Origin of the sequence: Photobacterium phosphoreum, assembly GCF_002954725.1 — a bacterium.
GTDB lineage: Bacteria > Pseudomonadota > Gammaproteobacteria > Enterobacterales > Vibrionaceae > Photobacterium > Photobacterium phosphoreum.
In genome coordinates this window covers 1,640,596-1,661,377 of record NZ_MSCQ01000001.1, presented here as the reverse complement: position 1 = coordinate 1,661,377, position 20,782 = coordinate 1,640,596, and the positions used below count along the sequence as shown (strand labels likewise).

The following is a 20,782-nucleotide window of genomic DNA, read 5'->3' as shown; positions in this document are numbered from 1 at the left end:
TAACTTACATACTCGGTGGCGTGGGTAGCTGTGAAGCTAACAGCCAAATCGCGAGCACGAAGAAGATTAATCCCATGAATTTATGCTGGTTATTACGGAATTTTTCATTCTTTAGTAATGATTGACCAAAAACCCCAATAGTTGTTACTAAAAATAGATTAAATAATAGTCCTAAAACATTAAGCAGTAACCCTAGAATCAGCATTTGTTCACCTGATGATGTTGCAACGTGGGTTGAAACAAATTGTGGTAGGAACAAAACAAAGAAAATTAATGCCTTAGGGTTGAGCAGGTTAGTAAATACTGCACGACGATATAATGTTGATGCCATTTTATTAGAATGTTCTAATTCTTGAGGTGCATCATCAGGGTGAGTGCGCATACAATCCCAACCCATTTTTAATAAATACGCACCACCGACTAAACGTAAAACATGCAATGCGATTGGGTTCATTGCAATCAGTGCTGACACCCCAAGTGCGGCTAAAATAGTTAGTAAAATACCGGATGTTGCATTACCTAAGCTGGCATAAATACCGACTTTACGACCGTAAGTTAAGCTTGAACTTGCAATAAGTAGCATGTCTGGTCCGGGAATAAGCAGTAAGGCGATCACAGCGGTAAGGTAAAGCGGTAATATATTTAAATCAATCATGGTAAAAACAACGTTGGAGTGCAGAAGACTATATTTTACACAATAAACAGTGACATTCTATGGGTTATAATTAATAGCTGGTGTTTTTTGCTTCATTGTAGTGTTTATGTGTATTAATTGTCTGTTTTTGGTTGTTTGAACGTAAGATAATTGGTTTTAGTGATGTTGTTTCTGAGGGGGAACGGTCAGTAAGTATGAGGGATAATAAAAAACTGATCACTAATGAGTGTCATCGAAACTCAAATGAAGTGATCAGTTAATGACTGTTTTTTAAACTATTCTGGTTGTTTTTTATTATGCTTTATTGCTGTGGAAATGAAATCGCTCCTGAAAGTAAGCTTTTAAATGTTCTTCCATGCTGTGGACTTTATTATCAATCGCTTCACATAAAACAGCATCGTTGTTCATTGCATTTACACGGTTAATCACCATTTCTTCAATGGCTGATTTTTGTGTCTCTGTTAGTTGTGGTTGAGTCGGCATTATTGTTTTTATCCTTGATATATAACGGTACGATTAAGCGTAATTATATCGTTAATCGTTTACTACTAAAATGATTGTAATTAGAGATTACTCATTATGGATTCAGAAGAGAAATTCTATTTGCTTTTTATAGTAAAAGATAATGAGGCAGTTTATAAGCAAGAGTGCATTAGGAGAAATAGCGGTTACCCTAATGCACATTTTTGAAAGAGTCGTTATATCGAAATATAATCGAATAAGATATTTACTTAAGTATTGTTCGTAGTCGATTAATTTTTTGTTCTAGAATAGCTTTTGGGCAACCTAAATTTAGACGAATGAAGCCTTTACCATCTTGACCAAATCCATATCCCATTGTTGGAATAACACCAGCCTTATGTAGCATTTTTTCTAACACTTGATCATCAAGCCCCATTGCTCGGCAGTCTAACCATGCTAAGTAGGTCGATTCTTGAACACGGTAGGTCACTTGTTTAAGCTCATCACGAACAAAAGTCTCAAGAATGTTGTTATTCTCTTCTAAATACCTAACGGTTTCATCTACCCATTCGTGACCATTTCGGTATGCTGCTTGGTTAGCAATAATGCTAAATGCGCTATACACATCGATACCATAGGCAAGCAATTTAGTTTTTAATGCTTGGGCTGATTTTTCATTTGGAATCATGGTATTTGTTAAGCGCATTGATGGTAAGCCAAATGTCTTTGTACCCGCAATACATACTGCTAATTTATCAAAATATTTAGGGTCTACACGTAAGCAGCTGTAAAATTTATGGCCACTGAACACAATATCAGCCCAAATTTCATCAGAGATAAGATACACACCGTATTGATGACAAAGTTGGCAGACTTTATTGACTTCTTGTTCTGTCCAGACTCGGCCACCAGGATTATGTGGATTACAGAAGATCATAATCTTAACGCCATTTTTAAATTGCGTTTCAAGATCGGTAAAATCGATAGTGTAATAACCGTTATTATTGATTAAGCTAGATTCAGCAACAGTACGTCCTGTATTTTCAATGGTGCGATAAAAAGCGTGATATATCGGGCTTAATACGAGGACTTTATCGCCGACATGGCACCATTGTTCTACTAGCATAGCAATAGCAGGTAAGCTTCCTGGTGTAGTATGGAACCATTGTTTTTGTAGTGTGACTTGATGACGTTCAGCCCACCAATCAATGACTGAATTAAAGTATTCATCACCACGCTCAGAATAACCAAAGATGCCATGGTCTAAGCGCTGTTGTAGTGCATCAGTAATAAATGTTGGTGCTTTAAAATCCCAATCAGAAACCCAACTTGGCAATGCTTCTCCTTCTGGAACACCAAGCCATTTTTCCATATAGTCCCATTTTAGGCTGTCGGTATTATAGCGATTAATTATTGTATCAAGTTCGTGTGGCATAACTTTCTCTCGTAAGCAGGAAAGCCCAAAATTGACGGGCTTTCCAAAATAATTTATTTATATTGTGGCTTTATTTTGTGTGGTTACTTTTACTTCTTTTACTTCTTTTACTACTTTAGCAATACCAACGCCTGTTACGCCCCATAACATGGCAAAGAAAATAGCTGAATAGTTTTGGATAGCCCAAGGCATGTAATCTAGTGTTGAAACACCTAATGTCGCGGCCATAAAGACACCAGCATTAGTCCAAGGAACAAGAGGTTCAATAACGGTGCCTGCATCTTCAATAGTACGGGATAAGTTTTTAGGATCTAGTTGCATTTTTTTATAAGTATCACGAAATAACTCCGATGGGATCAGCAGTGCTAATTTACCGTCAGAGGTGGTACATACCACTGTAATTGTTGTCACAATTGTTGCTCCGATAAGGCTTGCTGTTCCTTTAATGCCTTTGCTAAGTAAATTAACCATCACATTAAGGGCACCAGTAAGTGCTAAAGCGCCTGCAAATGAAAAAGCACAGAAAACCAGTAATACAACGCCCATCATGGATGTCATTCCACCACGGTTTACTAACGTTAGAACATCACTAGCAACCGTTATATTACCCAAGCCAGCATCAGTAAACATACTTGCATTGAAGCCATGAAGCATTGCATTAAGGGCTGTAACTAAGCTAAAACCTTGGAATACTACTGAGTTAAAAATACCGATAGCAATGGCTAATAGCATTAAAGGGATCGTTGGTAGTTTACGAATAGCACCCCATAAAATAAGCACAGGAGGTAGTAATAAGAAAATATTAAGTGAAAATAATTGTTCAATATTTGCCAACATAGCGATAACTTTTGCTGGTGTAGCGGCTGTTACTTCATGGTTACCAACAAAGAAAAAGACCACACAGGATAGGATAAATGCTGGAATCGTTGTCCATAACATATGTTGAATGTGTGAATAGAGATCAGTGCCCGCAACGACAGGTGCAAAGTTAGTTGAATCAGATAATGGGGATATTTTATCACCAAAGTAAGCCCCAGAAACTACAGCTCCTGCAACTGCGGCAAGATTCGCATCCATACCTGTTGCAATGCCCATAAGAGCAACCCCAATAGTACCTGCCGCTCCCCATGATGTACCAGTACACAGTGAGATCATGCACGTTACTAAAAATGAAGTTAGCACTAAGTATTCTGGACTAATTATTTTTAGACCATAGTAAACCAACATTGGAATTGTACCACCGACCATCCAACTACCGATTAAACCGCCAACTAATACCAGAATAAATACTGCAGGCAGCGTTTTAGCTAAACGCTCGATAATGGCATTTTGAATATCATTCCAGCTATAGCCAATTTTCCATGCTACAGCCGCTGCAATGATTGCAGATGTTAATAAAAGACTTTCAATCGGAAGGCCATACACACCGTATCCAATGACTAATAATCCAATCATTGCGATTAATGGTAATAGAGCTAATCCAGCTGGTGGTGTTGTTATAGGTTTTGTTTCCATGTAATTTACATCCGCACGTCATTTAAAAAAGTAAGAGTAATAATTGTTTTTATCTGTTCTGGTCACACTATTAGGGTAGATATTAATAAATAACGATTCTGTGATGGAATTCACTGATGTAACATATTAGTATTAAATGTAAATTACATGATTAAAAAGTGGGATCTAGAACTCATATGGCAACAATTAAAGATGTAGCAAAAGCGGCAAACGTATCGACTGCAACTGTATCTCGAGTGATTAATAAATCTGATAGCGTGTTACCTGAAACTGTGGCTAAAGTTGAAATGGTAATGACCCAACTTGGTTATAAAATCAAAGATAATCAGCGTCTTACAATAAACCAAGGTCAAGATACCATTGGCTTAATTGTTAGTCGTTTTAACTCGTCTTTTTATGGTTTATTAATGCAAGGTGTTGAAAAGATGGCTAAAAAACATGGACGTAAACTGATTGTTGCAAGTGGTAATTACGATATAGAGTGTGAGGAGGAAGCACTAAAGTTTATTCTAAGCAAAGGCTGTCGTAATATTGTGGTACATAGTAAAGCGATGTCAGATGAGATGCTTATCCATTATGCAAAACAGCATTCGGGGATCATTATTCTTAACCGTTATGTTAGTGAAATAGAATCTCAGTGTGTATGGCTAGATAATAAGGCCGGAACGTATTTAGCAACGAAGCATTTGATTGAACAAGGTCATCGTAAAATTGCTTATTTGTCATGTGAAATGGAAGTAGACGATAAATTTGATCGCTTTAATGGTTATCAACAAGCGTTAATAGAAGCGGGTATTGAGCTTAATCCTGACTGGATCGAGGAAGTTCCTTTTGGTGAACCGGGTGGTGCTGAAGCGGCTATTAATTTACTCAATAAAGGATTGCCTGTTACTGCGTTAGTTGCATTTAACGATTTTTATGCCGCAGCTGCAATGCAAGTATTTAAAGAACACGGTATCGAAATTCCGCAGCGGCTATCCATTGTTGGCTTTGATGATGTGCTACCACAATGTTATTTCAGCCCTAAATTGACAACGATTCGTAATCCTATTGAGAGTATGGCTATCAATGCGGCACGTTTATCGTTAGAGGGTACAGATTTACCTGTATCTAACACCTTTTATCCCTTACTAATAAAGCGAGATTCAGTTCAAATCCCGTTTGAAGAATGATATTCCACGATCAATATGCGATGTGATTTATCTCTCAAAATTGGACTTAATCGCCCTCATGGGTAGAATAGCCACACAAAATATAGGTACGTTTTTTAAAGGCACGGTTATAAATGGGTAATAACGCGATGAGAAGTAACTTTGAGTTGTTAGCTCCAGGTGGCGATATAGAGTCGATTAAAGCGGCTATCGTCGCGGGCGCAGATGCTATTTATTGTGGACTAGATAATTTTAATGCCCGTAATCGTGCAACCAATATTACCTTTGAAGATTTAAACGGTATTGTTCGTGTTGCGCATCAACGTGATTGTAAGATTTTCCTTACGCTCAATATCATGATCCTTGAAAGTGAAATTCCAGCCGTTATTCGATTACTGAATAAATTGGTTAATACTAAAATTGATGGTGTTATCTTACAAGATTTAGGGCTATTTCACTTAATTAAGCAACATTTCCCAACACTTGATGTCCATGCTTCAACGCAAGTTAATAGCCATAATGAAGGCCAAATTTTATTTATGGGGCAGCTTAATGCGAGCCGCGTAAATTTATCGCGTGAACTTAATATCAAAGAGATAAAGCAGTTAGCACAATTTGGACATCAACATAATGTGTTAATGGAAGTGTTTGTCCATGGCTCATATTGCATTGGGTTTTCAGGCTTGTGTTATATCAGTTCGGCTAAAAATGGTAATTCAGGTAATCGTGGACGTTGTAGCCAGCCTTGTCGTGATCAATATCAGACAACAGTGGCAGGTAAAGATTACCCGCTGAATATGAAAGACAATTCTGCATTTTCAAATTTAGAAGCTTTAGCGGATGCTGGGGTTTATTCATTGAAGGTAGAAGGACGTATCAAAAAATCACATTACGTTTATACCGTGGTTGATAATTGGAGCCGTCAGTTAGACAATTATTGTACTCAGAAGCCATTATTGGCAGATACACGTGAGTTATATACTGTATTTAATCGTGATTTTTCAAACTCATATTTAATGGGTGATATCAATAAAGCGATGTTTATTGATAATCCACGAGATAATTCTGTTGATCACTTTGCACAGATTGCTGAGGCTAAATCTGAGACAGAAATTCAAGCGGTTAAACGAAAGTTATATGATGATAAAACCACTATTATCCAAACCGTTGAAGAACGAATTGCAGATTTAGACATTAGTTTATTAGCATTAGAGCTGACGATTATAGGTCAAGTTGAGCAACCGCTTATTATTCGCGTAACAACGCCATTACAGCAGTTTGAGGTCGCTTCTACATCGATATTACGACAGTCTGACAATACGGTGCTTGATAGCGATTGTTTTGAAAAACGTTTCCGCAGCTTAAATAATGGTGAGTATTTATTAGCACCAATGGATTTGAGTCAGCTAGCAACAGGCGTTGTGGTGCCATTTAAAGAATTAACTTACATGCGCGATCAAATTGCATGTGTATTAAATGGTGATCAGCCGCTGGTGGAGCCGTTTGAGTTACCTAAAGCTGTCCGTAAGCCTCTCGCTGCGATGATGCCACGGTTATCAGTATTAATTGCTAACCCTGCCGATATTGAAGCTGTGAGTCAACCAGATACCGCAGTGTATTATCAATTGCCAGAAGCGATGACAATGGAAGGGCTAAAATTAGTTAGTCTGTTCCAAGAACATCCGCATCTTATTCCTTGGTTCCCTGCTATTTTATTGGGTGACAACTACCAAGCGGCAGTGACGTTTCTTGAATTAGTTAAACCGTCTCGGCTTGTGACCAATAATAGCGGGGTGGGTTATGCTGCTCACCAGTTAGGCTTAGCGTGGATAGCGGGTCCGCAAATGAACATCAGTAATAGCTTGAGCCTTGAGTGCTTACAGCAAGAATTTGGTTGTGTAGGGGCGTTTATTTCTAATGAGATCAAACGTTCGCAAATTAAGCCTATTGTTGCGCCTGCTGGGTTTGAATTGTATTACAGTATTTATCATCCGATGATGTTGCTAATGAGCCGTCAGTGTTTATTCCATCAAACAGTTGGCTGTAAGAAAAAGCGTTTTGATGATAAATGCTTACGTAAATGTGATAAGTCAGCGTCGATCATTAATCTAACTGAAGCGTCATTTGTGGTTGATAAACAGCGCGGTGATCATAATGCGCTATATAACCCAGAGAACTTTTTAAACTTGGATATAGTGGCTGAGATTAAAGATAAGTTTACTGGCTTTATGGTGGATTTACGCGATATCAAAACTGATACCCAAGTAACCGTATCAAAAACCGAATTGACGACGTTATTTAATCAGTATGTTGCGGGTGATGAACTTGCTTGTAATGAACTTACACGTAGTGAAATTGAAGCGGTTGTTATTGGACATACCTGTAATCAATACACTAAAGGCTTGTAACGTATTGTTTTAAATTACATATTAACTTTCAATGGCAGGAAGTGTTCAAAATAAAAAAAGCCCCGTAGTATATACATCCTGCGGGGCTTTTTGTGGACTATAACAGAGAGTTATTAGCCTTTTTTAGCATTCTTTTGTAGGAAATCAAGTACAAGTTTGCGATCTTTTTCGTTTAGACCTGCACGTGGGAACATACTGTTAGTAATACCTTTCCACTGCTTGTAAGTGAAGTCACTTGGGTGTGGTGCAGCGTGACAAAGGGTACAGCTACCGTAGAATAATTTTTCACCTGGTGTTTGAGCTGGACCTTGTTCTGCTGATACCGCCTTTAAGCGCTTACCAAGTTGTAGTGACCATATATCAACTTTGAACGCTGATTTCACAACTTTAGCTGGCGTGTAAGCTTGGTTTGGCGTTTCAGCATCAGTACACTTCTTAAAGTAAGCCAAACAGGTGTTAGCACTGGTTGCTTGTGCTAGACCACTGGTTGGTTGACTACTTGTTAGCATGTTGATTGAACCTGAGTTACAACGACCTTTACTATCAAGTTGTAACCATGCGCCTTCATGGATGTAGATAACGCCAGGCATTGCTTCATCAGTAATGCGAGCACCAGCAAGTAGGGCACCACGGTCGTTATAAACTTCAACCACATCGCCATCTTTTACGCCACGTTCTTCTGCATCTTTCTTATTGATAAGGACGATTTGACGACCATCAACAGATTCATGGCTATTCACATCAGCGTTTGCCATTTGTGAGTGCAGACGCATCCATGGGTGTGGACTTAATACGTGAACCTGACCCTTCTTCGCATTACCTAACCATTCAAACGGTGGGATCCACTGTGGCATCGGTGGACAGCCTTTCGCTTTAAATCCAGCCAGTGCTTCACTGTAAAGCTCGATTTTACCGCTTGGTGTATGTAATGGGTTTTTATCAGGATCAGCATAGAAATCACCATGACGTACAAAGCTATTTGCAGCGGCTGGTGTTGATACGTGAGTGATACCATTTTGCCAGAATGTTTTGAAATCTTCTGTTGCATCAGAGGCTTCATAAGATGTCTTAACATGTTGGTACATAGTTTTACCTTCGGTAAATTCTTTATGTACGTTAAACATGAAAGCAAGACGTGAGAAGATTTCGTAATCATCAAGGCTTTCACCTACAGGCTCAATAACCTGACGCATTGCGTAGATTTTACTGTTGCTGTAAGTACCACCTGATGAAATATCATCACGCTCAAGTGTGGTTGTTGTTGGCAACACGATATCGGAATATTTCGCTGTTGCACACCACCAAGGTTCATGACAAATAATGGTATCGATATTATCGTTAAGCGCACCGATTAATTCATTAGTGTCTTGTTGGTGAGACAGTAAGTTATTACCTGCGTTATAGATAAGTTTTGCTTTTGGTAATGTAAGGTTTGAGCCATCACGAGTATATGATTTACCTGGGTTTTTCAGCATATCTGAAACCATAACCACAGGACATGTTTTAGTGATTGGGTTACGGCCTTGTGATAAACCGATAGGCATACGCTTACCAGAGGCTGGCATACCACCGTTACCATAGTGCCAGCTAAAGCCTGCACCTTCGCCTGGCTTACCAATTTTACCTGCAATTGCTGCAAAGTTGATAATAGACCAGTGGATCATTTCACCATGGTCTGCACGTTGTAGTGCCCAACCAGCGGCAATTTGAGTACGTTTAGTCACACAAAGTTCAGCTAATTCTTTAATTTTAGCCGCTGGTAAACCAGTGATTTCTTCAGCCCACTCAGGTGTTTTAGCAACACCGTCTTCGTCACCGATTAAATAAGCAAGGTATTTATCAAAACCTACCGTGTACTTATCGATATACGCTTTATCGTGTTGACCTGTTTTGTATAAGTGATAAGACATTGCAGTAAATAGAGCAGTATCCGTATTAGGACGGATATTGATCATTTCACTACCAACTGCTTTATCGGTATAGGTTTGCTGTGGGTTAATAGAGACAAATTTAATCCCTTTCGCCTTAAACGCTTCCCAGTGCTTTTGCATTGAGTGGTCAGCAACGCGGAATTCTACACGGTTGGTTTTCCAAGGATCACAACCAATGAAAAGTACCACTTCGGTATTTTTCTCAACAATTTCCCATGCAGTTTGTGGTGAATATACTTCCATGTCACCAATAACGTGCGGAAGAATAACTTCAGATGCGCCAGCAGAATAGTCACCAGCACAAATGCTTTGACCACCAATAAGGTTAAAGAAACGACCTTGTAGTGTTTGTGGGCGGTTAACACCACAATGTGACCAACCACCGTATGAAGAACTAAATAGCGCTTCGTTACCGTGTTTTTCAACGGTACGTGCAATACAGAAAGCGGTTAATGCAATTGCTGTATCCCAATCGACACGGACAAAAGGTTCTTTACCACGAAGGTGAGGGTTATGGTCACCTAATGGATCTTCCAATAGAGACTTACGTACCATTGGGTATTTAATACGTGTGTCGCTGTAAGTACGGCTTAATACGCCTTTAGTCAACATTTCTGTAGGGAACGGGTCAACATCATTGATTGGCTGAACACCAATTAACGTACCGCTTTTTACGACTGCTTTAAAAGGACCATAGTGGGTAGCTGATGGAATAGTAATTGTATCTGACGCAAATACTTTGCCAGCAGGGAAAAGGGTGAGTCCGTTAGCAGCAATGGCCGTTGCTACTGAACCTTTTAAAAAGTTACGACGTGATAGGGTCATGTTTATATTCCGAAGACAAACCGAATGAATAATCATTTAAGTGGCATAATAACCATCTAAATATTAGCGGTATAGTGATCTATTATTTGACTTATTTCTTGATAGGCTACACGTAAATATAAAATATATTAGGGTGCTAAATGGAAAATAAGTTACCACAAAAAAACACTTAGGCGTTTAATGTTTAATGCTCTATGTAAATAGTATAATGATTAGCACAATAATTAAAATTTAACTGATAATTATTATCGATAGTAGGGTTATTACAGATAATATACAGTATGTTGAACGGTAACAATGTGGTTATGTTATTGTTTTATATGTATTATGTGGCTTTTAAATTGATTGTGTTTTTTGTGGGAAAACATAATTTACAAAACAACTATATTTAGAGTGCTAAATAAAAGAGTGCTTGTTTTAATTATATCACATTGATATGTCTAATTATGACGAATATATTTATTTATATGAATGCAGCGCGTTGCTCTATTCATATTCAAATGTTAGTTTGTGCGCAACACTTTTTTTAACGTTGTTTTGACGTTTAATTCATTTTGGACCATCCATGAAGAAACTATGGCGTTTTTTAGTCAAGCCTAGTAGTCGTTATTCTGTATTAGCGATTGCTGTTGTCTGTGTGATCATCACACTGGCAGGTGTGTTTACCTTTCACGAATCGATAAAATTTAGCTCGACTACCGAGTTTTGTACTTCATGTCACTCAATGAAAGAAAACTACAACGAATATAAAACCAGTATCCACTACAAAAACGCATATGGCGTACGTGCTGAGTGTCGTGATTGTCATATTCCAGAAAATAACCCGATTGCTTTCATGAAAGCAAAACTGGGCGGTGTGGGCGATATCTACAGCGAATTCATCAGTAAAGATATTGATACACCAGCGAAGTTTGAAGCGAATCGTTTACGTATGGCACAAAATGTGTGGCGTATGATGGCTGAAACAAATTCAGCAACGTGTAAGAGTTGTCACTCATATACTGCAATGGATCACGCGAAGCAATCTCCAGCAGCAGCAGCAGCGATGACTGGCGCAGCAGCAAAAGATATGAACTGTATTGAGTGTCATAAAGGTATTGCGCACCAGTTGCCACATATTAATAATGATTTCCAAGCAACATTTAAGCAGTTAACAATTAACTCTGGTGAAGCGCCTGCAACGACGATACTTTATTCGTTAGCATCTAAAAAGTTGTACACTGCTGATTCAACATCAGGTGATGTTCAAGGTCAGTTATACCCTGCATCAGAAGTAAAAGTGCTAGGTACTAGCGGCGATATGCTAAAAGTACAAATGACGGGTTGGCAGCAACAAGGCTCAACAACCGGTATGCTTGTACAAGACATGGCGAAGCAGATTCAGACAGTGTCACTGAATGCCGATTTACAAAAATCAGCAACTATTCTAAACACAGTGAAAGCTGAAGATGGTCAAACATGGCAGCAGTTACAAGTCTCTGCATGGATCTCGCAGCGTAATATGCTAGCAAGCATTAAACCTATTTGGGCTTACGGTAAAGAAATCCTTGATGCAACATGTAGTCAATGTCATGCCATCCCTGATCCTAAACACTTAACTGCAAATGGTTGGGTTCAAGGTCTTAAAGCGATGCAACAATACTACATGCTGAATAAAGACGAAGAACGTACACTACTTAAGTATCTTCAAGATAATGCTAAAGATGCACCTGTGGCAGCAACACCTGCAGCACAGTAAGTATCGATAGAACAACCTCAAATCATTGAGTAATTAAAAGCCTGCGTTTACCGCAGGCTTTTTTGTGGGTGTTAATTTTATCTAGGTATAAATTGATACAGTTTGTAGGTTTAACGGGTTAGTCATTGTGAGGTAAAAGACTGCAGTAATGAAAGATTGTTGCAGTAGGCGCAGTAATTGCAGTATTTGCTGATGTTAATGACAACGTGAGACAGTCCATGATGCTAAAACGAAAGGCGTAATATGGAAGTCATATTACGCCTTTTCAATAGTGAATTATGAATAGAGATATAATTTTTTACTAAAAGAGAATGCTAGACCGTCGCGACTGCTGTGCGCGTTTTTGGTGCTAGGTTATCCCCTAAACCATGTAATTCTGGCAACATGCAATGTATAAGGTGCAGTTGCTGTAAAACCATACGAATAGAGGTGCAATCTTCATCTCGCCATTGACCTAAACGTTGTTCTAAATTGAGATTTAATGATGGTGATATTTCAACCAGTGATCCATTCAGTTGTGCAGAGATACACTCTAAATGATGGTGAATAATGCGATGAGCCTCAGAGACCAATTGATGAGTGTGGTTATCTTGAAGTTGAGTTCGGTGTGCCCCTAGTGCTGAGATATAGCTCAACATGGCGTGGTTCAATGTCAGAAAACGGAAACTTTCATCGGTGTTGATTTGGTATTTATCCGGTTCTGCTAACATATTATTGATAGCCGTACTCAGTTGCGCATCTTTGTTATGTGCTTCACGACGGGCAATGCGGTAATTCATATTGTCACGTTTACCAATACGATATTGGGCAATAATTTGTGCTAAGTAATCTTTATTGGCACTGGTCGCATCAGCCATTACTTTGTGTAATCGCTTTGATTCCCAATCAGGTAAAATAAAACTCACCGCTAATACCGCTAATAAACAGCCAAGTAATGTATCGCCTAATCGTGGCAAAATAACTGCAAAACCTTCACCTAGTTGATTAAAACAAAACAAAACTAATAAAGTAATGAAAGCGGTGGCCCAGTCATACCTAACAGCTCTAAACGCAAAGAAGAGTACGCCCATTAACACCATCAGTACGAGTTGACCTTCCTGCCCAGGGAATAAATACAATAGTGGTATGCCAGCAAGTAAACCGCCTAACGTACCAATAACACGCTGTACTAGTTTTTGTCGCGTGGCACTGTAGTTAGGTTGGCAAACAAATAAGGTTGTTAATAAAATCCAATAGCCGCGCTGAATATCAAATAACTGAATACAGCCGTAGCCAGCAATAAGTGCAATCCCTAAGCGAATAGCATGGCGGAATAACATTGAGTCGGTATTGAGTTGAGATGCAATACGCTTCCACATTTCTTTAATGCCGTGTGCTTCAGTATCGACTAATTCAATATCGGTATGCTGCTCCACATGTTCGGCATCGGGGTTATTAATATTTTGTAATTGGCGTTCGACCGTTGCAAGGTTATTAAATAAATAATCAAGCTGATTAAGCAGCGGTCGCCATTGTGGATTGTTCTGTTGTTTTAGGTGATTCAGTGATTGTTGTAGTTCATCTAAGGCATTGATTGAGTCAGAACCATGATGATAAGCCTTACCTTGTTTGAGTGCTTCGGCAATACCATGGCAGGCGATGGCTTGAACGTGTAATAAACGTTGGAAACGAAACAACACATCACTGCGCTGAAAAGCCGATGCTAGCTCACGGTAACGGTAATGTGATGAACTTGCACGCTCATGAATATCTTGTGCAATAAAGTAAATTTTAAGGAATTTATCACTTTGACCACGCCCAGCACGGTGAAGTAAGGTCATTTTCACCGCATTTAAGGCGTTAACCACTTTAGCATTTTGTTTGGCTGCTTGAATTCTCAATGGGTGTGAAGTGAGATCAACCACCGGTTCAAACAGTTTACTTTTATTATCAAGATAATGGCCAAATTCAGTGAATACATTGGCGAGTCCTTGTTGAACAGGCTGATTGGGCCATAAAACATGCCATAGCAATGATAAGATCCCATACCAACAAGCACCCGCTAAAAGCAACATCGGTTGATACCAAAGATCGGTACTGCTATTTGCGCCTAACATGGTGTAAACCGCGAGCAATAATGAGGCAAAAGCAATGTTGGCATAACGTGGTCCCATTGCTCCCAACATAATAAAGCCAAAGGTCGAACAAAATAAGCCGATTGCAAATAAAATGGGATAGTCAAACAAGACTTCAATAGAAAGGGATGCAATCAAAAAACAAACAAGGGTAATGGTCAGGCCTTTTATTCGGCCGGTTAAATTATCATCAGATTCAGCCAGTGCAGCTGCAATAATGCCGAGCACGAGAGGGGTAACTGCGTGGTTAGCACCTAGGTACCAACACGGTAAGACTACACCGACTAAAGCAATGAAGACTCGAATTGAGTAATTGATACGATCATTGACCCAGTAGCGGCGAAAGTTTACATGTAACTCTTTAGTTTGCATGGATATTAACAATCTTCTGATAATAATAAATGGAGAAAACGGTAGAATTATCTAGCGTTATAAAATCGTTACTAAAGATAACAGAAATATTGTTATTGCCGATCAAAAAAATTAACTTTACCTCGTGGAATAATATTTAGCCAAATAGACACTTCAATACTATGGCTACACGAAAGTTATTGATATTCTAAGTAACATTAATCCCGATAAACGGGTGACAAGTAATGATTCAATTGAGGCTTGGTAGCAAGATTACCAGCCAGTAATGAGTGTTACAGCCTAATTAAAGCATGGAACAATTGGTGGAATCATAATGCAATTAAGTGCCAGTCGACTAGCACAATGGTTAGTTCAAGGTGATTATTACAGTATCGCTTTAGACGGTAATAGCCTGGTATTAGATAGTCAGACCACTTCTGACGTTATTTCTTTTGATGACTGGGATGGTTCGATTGAAATCCATCGCGGTGTATTATGGGGTGCGCTTGAACTTACGTCTTCAAATCAGCAATACTGTTGGACAGTTCATGGCTTGCCTTGGCACGAATGTAAATCTTTTGCGGCATTTTTAATTCGTACTTATCAAGATTGGGCGCAAAGCCGAGTTGATAAATTAGATGCAATGTTGCCTGAAATGTTGCAACGTATCGGATTGTTTTCGACAAAATCAGGTTATTTACGTCATTCTGAACATCATGAATTACATCAGTTTCTTAATGATGGTTTAAATGACTCTGAGTTAACCTCTGAACTTGCAGCAACGTTTAGACCGCGTAGCTTTGAAAAAATCTCCCCTTGGCTCGGTGAACACCAAGCTTGGGTTGATGATCATAATAAACAATGGTTAGCGCAGCAGTCACAAAAATGGGGTTCATGGTTTGATAGTTTTGAGAAGTCACCCTTAAATGAATCACAACGTACAGCAGCTCTAATTAATCAAGACTATAACTTGGTACTTGCAGGTGCGGGTACGGGGAAAACAAGTGTATTAATCGCACGTGCGGGCTATCTTATTGCGAGTCAAGCTGCTGTGCCTGAAGATATCCTTATGTTGTCATTTGGGCGTAAAGCGGCTGAAGAGATGACAGATAGACTGAAACAAAAAGTCAGTGAGCAGGTTAAAGTTGCGACATTCCATAGCCTAGGATCACAAATTATTCGTGATGTTGAGCATGATAAACCGAATGTTGCTTCGATTACATTAGATATACGCGCGCGTAGCGCATGGTTAGCGCGGATGCTAATTGATCAATGGAGTAATTCGACGTCAGCGAATAAATGGCAGCGTCATCTTACCCAGTGGCGAGTACCAGGATTTAGCAAAGAAAACTCAATGGAACAACAAGCTGAAAATGAACAATTACAGGCTTGGGTGTGGCGACATATTGAGTTATTAGGTCAATCAGGGATGAAAAAAGAAGATCTGCTTGATGCGATTCTAAATAATAATAACCCAGCAATGCGCCCACGCATGAAAAGTGAGTTGGCGTTATTGTGGCCATGTTATCAAGCTTATTTGCAGCACTTAAAAGTGAAAAAGCAAATTGATTTTAATAGCATGATTGAAGTCGCAACTGAATACGTTAAAGAAGGTAAATTCATCTCACCATGGTGTTATATTATGGTGGATGAATATCAAGATATTTCACCGCAACGGTTGGCATTAATTGAAGCGTTATGCCATCAAAAAGTGGCAGAGCATACGACACCAACGTTATTTGCGGTGGGGGATGATTGGCAGGCCATTTACCATTTTGCAGGCGCTGATGTTAATTTAATTACTGATTTTGAAGGTCGTTTTGGTCATGCTTGTATTACGGAACTGTCAACGACGTATCGTTTTAACAGCATGATTGGTGAAGTCGCTAATGTATTTATACAACAAAATCCATTCCAAATTAAAAAGCAATTAACCAGCTTTACTAAGCAGAGTAAAAAAGCGGTTACCTTATTGGCAACCGATTTATTACCGCAAGAATTAATTCGGTTGGGTAAACACTACGAAAATAAGACAACCACAGTATTGATTCTTGGGCGTAATAATAAGCAAAAACCTGAGAAATTTGAAACGTGGAAGAAGCAGTGGCCACAACTTAACTTGGAATACATGACCTGTCATTCCAGTAAAGGCCGTGAGGCGGATTATGTGTTTATTGTTGATGTGAATAAGGGCATTTTCCCTTCACCTGATCGTGAAACAGGTTTAGCTGCGATCATGCAATCACGTACTGAAACCTATAATGATGCAGAAGAACGCCGCTTGTTTTATGTTGCATTAACACGTGCTAAAAAGCATGTGTGGGTATGTGCAAATCCTGATAAAACATCTCCGTTTATTAATGAGTTAATTGAAGATAAATATCCGGTTAATAATAAAATTAAACGGACTAAATAAGTACGATTAGTCTCTGAAGCCCTGTTGTTATGATGGCTATTTGGTATAGCAATCATAACGACAGGGCTTTTTGTTATCTAGAATTTACGTTATGAGTTGACGTGAACGACAATTTTTCCAGAATGGGTATGATTTTTTAGTTCAGCAAGAGCGCATGCGAGTTTATTAAATGGGACTATCTTTTCGACCATACTGTATAAACGGCCATCAGCGACGAGATCGCTTAAATGGTTACCAATATCAGCAAGGTGAGTAATATGCTCAGGTGCGCCATGGGCATAAGTGCCATGGAGTGCGACTTCGTGAATACTTAGGGCTTTGGTTGTCGCAAGTAGCGGTACTTGATCAAATTGGTTAGCTACCATCACAATATGGCCGTTATAACGAATCAATGCACTCATCATGCTGCCTGATTGTGCAGATATACAATCAATCACACCGTGTAATAATTGATCTTCAGTCAGTTTAATCAGTTCAAGCGCAATATTGTCTTGTGGATCAATAACTGCATCGATCCCATAACTGAGTAGTCGTGGATGATGTTGCCGCTCAGCAATGGCATAAACATGAGCCCCTGCGAGTTTGGCTAATTGTGCTGCAAACCCACCCACACCACCGCCAGCACCTGTGATTGCAATATGTTGTCCTGCAGCGATCTGTAATTTATCGTGTACCGCTATCCATGCGCTATAACCTGCACAAGGTAGAGCAGCAGCATCGGTAAATGATAACGTTAATGGAATACGGCTAACAGCAATCGCTTTAACACACACATATTCAGCAAAACCGCTGGCAGTGCGAGGATCAGCAAAAAATATCACCCTATCGTTAATGTTAAACTGATGGACATTTTTGCCCACACTATCAATGCTACCTGCAACATCTAAGCCTATTATTTGGGGATAATTCCATGTTGCATAGCCCCATTCGGTTAACTTGTAATCGATAGGGTTGAGCCCGACTGCGGCGACTTTTACACAAATTTCATCAGCAGCAGGAATGGGTTTGGTGGCTGTGGTTAATGATAAGGCTTTCAGGCCCTCTGGTTGTTGTAATATCCATGCTTGCATAGGCAGCTCCTTGATACTCTACTTATAACCATATAATGAATTATTATTTTTGCCTTATATATATTGTTTAAAAAGTGATAATAAAAAGCCTTCGTCGATCACGAAGGCTTATTGATTGAATGAATAATGTTGGCTGAATGCTTAATCTAGACGTTCTTTGAGGTAAGCCTCGTAGTCTGGAATTTCAATATCAATTTCTTTATCAAGCAGTGGCGATGTAATAATAAAGTTAGCACTGGCACGGTTAGTGGCAACTGGGATATTCCATACGGCAGAAATTCGTAATAATGCTTTTACATCGGGATCATGCGGCACCGCATTGAGTGGATCCCAGAAGAAAATCATCATATCAATTTTGCTTTCTGAAATTAATGCGCCTAGTTGTTGATCGCCACCCATTGGACCACTGATTAAACAAGTGATCGGCAAACCTGTTTCTTTGGCGAGTAAATGCCCCGTTGTTCCTGTTGCATAAAGTGTATGGTTAGCTAATTTATGTTGGTGTTCTTTCACCCAGCGCAGTAAAGCCGTTTTGCAATTATCATGGGCAACGAGAGCGATGTGTTTGTTAGCTGCCATTTTACGTGTGGTGGTAATCATGATCGTCCTTTTGATATCAAGTTAATCTTGATGAAGCTAGGTGATAATACTTATAAGTAGCAAAGACTCGATAAGGTGTAAATCAGATTAGGTTAAAAGTTAGTGGTGACCCATAAATTATTGATATTCATCTTTATAGGCCACCAACTCTGTGAGAGTTATCGACTGATATGGTGATTGTTGACGTAAAATGAAGGTCTAAATCCTGCGGGTGATAATGAGTTACGGATGGCAGCCGCAGGTAAATGTTGTGGCGTTAAGTCGGTAATTAAGGGGGCGATATCAAGCTCCATTGGTTTTTTCTCAAGGTAACGTACCGTTTGGTCTATTGATAATCGCGCTTGTTCCACCATATTATCGGTTGGAGCAAATAATATTTTATGACGGCGTAAGCCTCGATAAACGCCATGACTTAAATACGTCGAGACAATTTTCATATTGGTTATATGATTAGTACGTAACTCGCTGATCGCAACTTCAGCGGCGACTGCACCACCCACAATATAATCAATGTTCTTATAGTCGCTAAATAATTGCTGTAATAAATTGCGTTGGAGTTCTTTACTGTTGTCATCCCACAACGTGGTCACAATTTCGACATCACTATTAGCAATCGCTGCTTTAAAGCCTTTGGTTACAGGTTTAGTGCCACCGCGTAATTGTGGGCCTGGAAGCCATGCAATTCGGACTTTACCCGAGCCTTTAGGATGTTGTTTCGCGAGATAAGTACCTGCAGCTTTGCCCATTTCATACCAATCGACCCCAACTTTTGCTTTGATATGTTTACGAATATCAGGATCGGTAAAATCAATATCATTGGTCATTAAAAAAACGGGGATATTACCAATTAAGGCTGAAAGTTTACCGTTATAAGCATGAGCATCAACAGTGCCAAGAATAATGGCATCCGCTCCCCAACGGCGACAAGCTCTTAACTGGCTTTGCTGTTTTTCAAGGTTGCTATAACCGCCAGCTTCAAACACTTTTAGCGTAATACCCAGTTTTTTAGCTTGTTCAACCATCCCATAATTGATCGATAACCAATAAGAATCTTTTAAATGTGGGTACACTGCACAAACTTTCCAAGGTTTTGTGGCCGAGGTTAAAAGAGTGTATTGAATTTTGGTCGGTTTTTTGTCCGTTTGAAAAGGAGGTTGATATGAAATCACCTCAAGCGCAAACGCGGATTGAGCAGAGAAAATAATAAAAATAAAAAATAAAATGCGCATTGTTACCAACATTATTTAGGTCTAAAGCCATATCGCTGGCAAAATAGTACCGTTTTATTGTGTTTGGTGAAATAGCCAGTATCGAACAAGATATATTAATGCTGATTACTCACTATTATAAACAAGATTTTTGAGATAGAGACTACTTATGACGTTTACCCGAAAAGGTATCGCAGCCAAACTGTTATTAGCCTTTTCTGCCATGGCAGGTTTGATGATTATTGCTGTCATGATAGGTGTGGCAGGCTTTTCGTTAGTCGCTAAAACAGAGCGTACCGTGATTAACTCAGCGGTGCCCGCATTAGCAGAAGCGCGAAAACTATCAGATTTAAGCTCGCGGATTATTTTTAATGCGCAAGTGTTGGCTAAATCAAAACTTGAATCCGAACGGATGCAGCAAGGGCGAGCCTTAACTATTCATATTGAAGCCTTAAATCGTAGCTTGCATGCACTTGAACAGTATTCGTTTGATCAACCATTAATGCTGAAATTAGAAGACGATGTAAAACGCATTGTTGATAATTTAGCGTTACTAGGGCTGCTTGTCGGCCGACAAATAGATCTTCAAAGTCAATTAGATCAATTAACCGCTGCGATGACTAAAGCGACCCATCAAATTGATAATTTATCCCAATCACAAGTGGCGAATGCCAATACCATTGCTGTGGCTAATGTTTCTCGTATTTATGACTTAGTGGCTGAGAATAATAAATCAGCTGTTTATAATGCTCTTGATAGCTTGGTCGAAGTCGATATGGATTTATCTGAACGGTTATTTGAATTGCGGTTTTTATCATTACAAGTGATTAATATGCTGGATGATTCTGAACGTATTATTGATATCAAATCATTGGTGGCATTAAAAAAGCGGTTTAATAATGT

General features: G+C 39.2%; 13 protein-coding genes and 1 pseudogene. 5 read left to right on the top strand and 9 right to left on the bottom strand.

Annotated elements, in window-relative coordinates:
• Positions 1-4 precede the first annotated feature (4 nt).
• The 4 genes from BTO21_RS07225 to nhaC form a co-directional block, all read right to left on the bottom strand.
• Positions 5-655 carry a LysE family translocator gene (locus BTO21_RS07225; protein WP_045030858.1) on the bottom strand — a complete coding sequence of 217 codons (651 nt, stop codon included), beginning with the start codon at positions 653-655 and terminating at the stop codon, positions 5-7.
• A gap of 294 nt (positions 656-949) precedes the next feature.
• On the bottom strand, positions 950-1,138 hold the full coding sequence (locus tag BTO21_RS07220; protein ID WP_045030856.1) for a hypothetical protein: 189 nt from the start codon (positions 1,136-1,138) through the stop codon (positions 950-952).
• 244 nt (positions 1,139-1,382) lie between these two features.
• Positions 1,383-2,552 (bottom strand): MalY/PatB family protein, encoded by a 1,170-nt coding sequence (locus BTO21_RS07215; protein WP_105026747.1) that lies wholly within the window; start codon positions 2,550-2,552, stop codon positions 1,383-1,385.
• 57 nt (positions 2,553-2,609) lie between these two features.
• Complete coding sequence (gene nhaC / locus BTO21_RS07210) at positions 2,610-4,067, bottom strand: Na+/H+ antiporter NhaC (protein WP_045030854.1); 1,458 nt, start codon at positions 4,065-4,067, stop codon at positions 2,610-2,612.
• 176 nt (positions 4,068-4,243) lie between these two features.
• Here nhaC and BTO21_RS07205 point away from each other — a divergent pair, with 176 nt between their 5' ends.
• Both BTO21_RS07205 and BTO21_RS07200 read left to right on the top strand, forming a co-directional pair.
• Positions 4,244-5,239, top strand: coding sequence for a LacI family DNA-binding transcriptional regulator (locus tag BTO21_RS07205; RefSeq protein WP_045030853.1), 996 nt, complete (start codon positions 4,244-4,246; stop codon positions 5,237-5,239).
• Between the two features lie 113 nt (positions 5,240-5,352).
• Positions 5,353-7,626 (top strand): peptidase U32 family protein, encoded by a 2,274-nt coding sequence (locus BTO21_RS07200; RefSeq protein WP_082056888.1) that lies wholly within the window; start codon positions 5,353-5,355, stop codon positions 7,624-7,626.
• 113 nt (positions 7,627-7,739) lie between these two features.
• On the opposite strand, the gene BTO21_RS07195 is transcribed toward BTO21_RS07200, so the two are convergent.
• Positions 7,740-10,382: a molybdopterin-dependent oxidoreductase gene (locus BTO21_RS07195; RefSeq protein WP_045030851.1), complete on the bottom strand. Its 2,643-nt coding sequence runs from the start codon at positions 10,380-10,382 to the stop codon at positions 7,740-7,742.
• A 565-nt stretch (positions 10,383-10,947) separates the two neighbouring features.
• Here BTO21_RS07195 and torC point away from each other — a divergent pair.
• The gene (gene torC, locus BTO21_RS07190; RefSeq protein ID WP_065208056.1) at positions 10,948-12,120 is read left to right on the top strand and encodes a pentaheme c-type cytochrome TorC; all 1,173 of its coding nucleotides are present in this window, start codon (positions 10,948-10,950) and stop codon (positions 12,118-12,120) included.
• Between the two features lie 314 nt (positions 12,121-12,434).
• Here the strand turns inward: torC and yccS are convergent, their stop codons facing one another.
• The gene (yccS, locus tag BTO21_RS07185) at positions 12,435-14,606 is read right to left on the bottom strand and encodes a YccS family putative transporter (protein WP_045030849.1); all 2,172 of its coding nucleotides are present in this window, start codon (positions 14,604-14,606) and stop codon (positions 12,435-12,437) included.
• A gap of 313 nt (positions 14,607-14,919) precedes the next feature.
• Between yccS and helD the strand changes: the two genes are divergently transcribed.
• A complete protein-coding gene (helD, locus tag BTO21_RS07180) occupies positions 14,920-17,001 on the top strand; it encodes a DNA helicase IV (RefSeq protein ID WP_045030847.1) in 2,082 nt (693 codons plus the stop codon).
• Between the two features lie 89 nt (positions 17,002-17,090).
• Here helD and BTO21_RS07175 read toward each other — a convergent pair whose 3' ends face one another.
• The 3 genes from BTO21_RS07175 to torT form a co-directional block, all read right to left on the bottom strand.
• Positions 17,091-18,071, bottom strand: coding sequence for a zinc-binding dehydrogenase (locus tag BTO21_RS07175; RefSeq protein ID WP_045030845.1), 981 nt, complete (start codon positions 18,069-18,071; stop codon positions 17,091-17,093).
• A gap of 141 nt (positions 18,072-18,212) precedes the next feature.
• Entirely contained in the window at positions 18,213-18,671 is a 459-nt protein-coding gene (locus BTO21_RS07170; RefSeq protein WP_045030844.1) for a methylglyoxal synthase, read from the bottom strand.
• Between the two features lie 158 nt (positions 18,672-18,829).
• Positions 18,830-19,900 carry a TMAO reductase system periplasmic protein TorT gene (torT, locus tag BTO21_RS07165; RefSeq protein WP_045030842.1) on the bottom strand — a complete coding sequence of 357 codons (1,071 nt, stop codon included), beginning with the start codon at positions 19,898-19,900 and terminating at the stop codon, positions 18,830-18,832.
• Positions 19,901-20,048: 148 nt separating this feature from the next.
• Here torT and BTO21_RS07160 point away from each other — a divergent pair.
• Positions 20,049-20,782, top strand: a pseudogene (locus BTO21_RS07160) (TMAO reductase system sensor histidine kinase/response regulator TorS); the annotation flags it as partial.

Coding starts and splice junctions, on each gene's coding strand:
- BTO21_RS07225 (WP_045030858.1), bottom strand. CDS start 655: ATGATTGATTTAAATATATTACCGCTTTACCTTACCGCTGTGATCGCC.
- BTO21_RS07220 (WP_045030856.1), bottom strand. CDS start 1,138: ATGCCGACTCAACCACAACTAACAGAGACACAAAAATCAGCCATTGAA.
- BTO21_RS07215 (WP_105026747.1), bottom strand. CDS start 2,552: ATGCCACACGAACTTGATACAATAATTAATCGCTATAATACCGACAGC.
- nhaC (WP_045030854.1), bottom strand. CDS start 4,067: ATGGAAACAAAACCTATAACAACACCACCAGCTGGATTAGCTCTATTA.
- BTO21_RS07205 (WP_045030853.1), top strand. CDS start 4,244: ATGGCAACAATTAAAGATGTAGCAAAAGCGGCAAACGTATCGACTGCA.
- BTO21_RS07200 (WP_082056888.1), top strand. CDS start 5,353: ATGGGTAATAACGCGATGAGAAGTAACTTTGAGTTGTTAGCTCCAGGT.
- BTO21_RS07195 (WP_045030851.1), bottom strand. CDS start 10,382: ATGACCCTATCACGTCGTAACTTTTTAAAAGGTTCAGTAGCAACGGCC.
- torC (WP_065208056.1), top strand. CDS start 10,948: ATGAAGAAACTATGGCGTTTTTTAGTCAAGCCTAGTAGTCGTTATTCT.
- yccS (WP_045030849.1), bottom strand. CDS start 14,606: ATGCAAACTAAAGAGTTACATGTAAACTTTCGCCGCTACTGGGTCAAT.
- helD (WP_045030847.1), top strand. CDS start 14,920: ATGCAATTAAGTGCCAGTCGACTAGCACAATGGTTAGTTCAAGGTGAT.
- BTO21_RS07175 (WP_045030845.1), bottom strand. CDS start 18,071: ATGCAAGCATGGATATTACAACAACCAGAGGGCCTGAAAGCCTTATCA.
- BTO21_RS07170 (WP_045030844.1), bottom strand. CDS start 18,671: ATGATTACCACCACACGTAAAATGGCAGCTAACAAACACATCGCTCTC.
- torT (WP_045030842.1), bottom strand. CDS start 19,900: ATGCGCATTTTATTTTTTATTTTTATTATTTTCTCTGCTCAATCCGCG.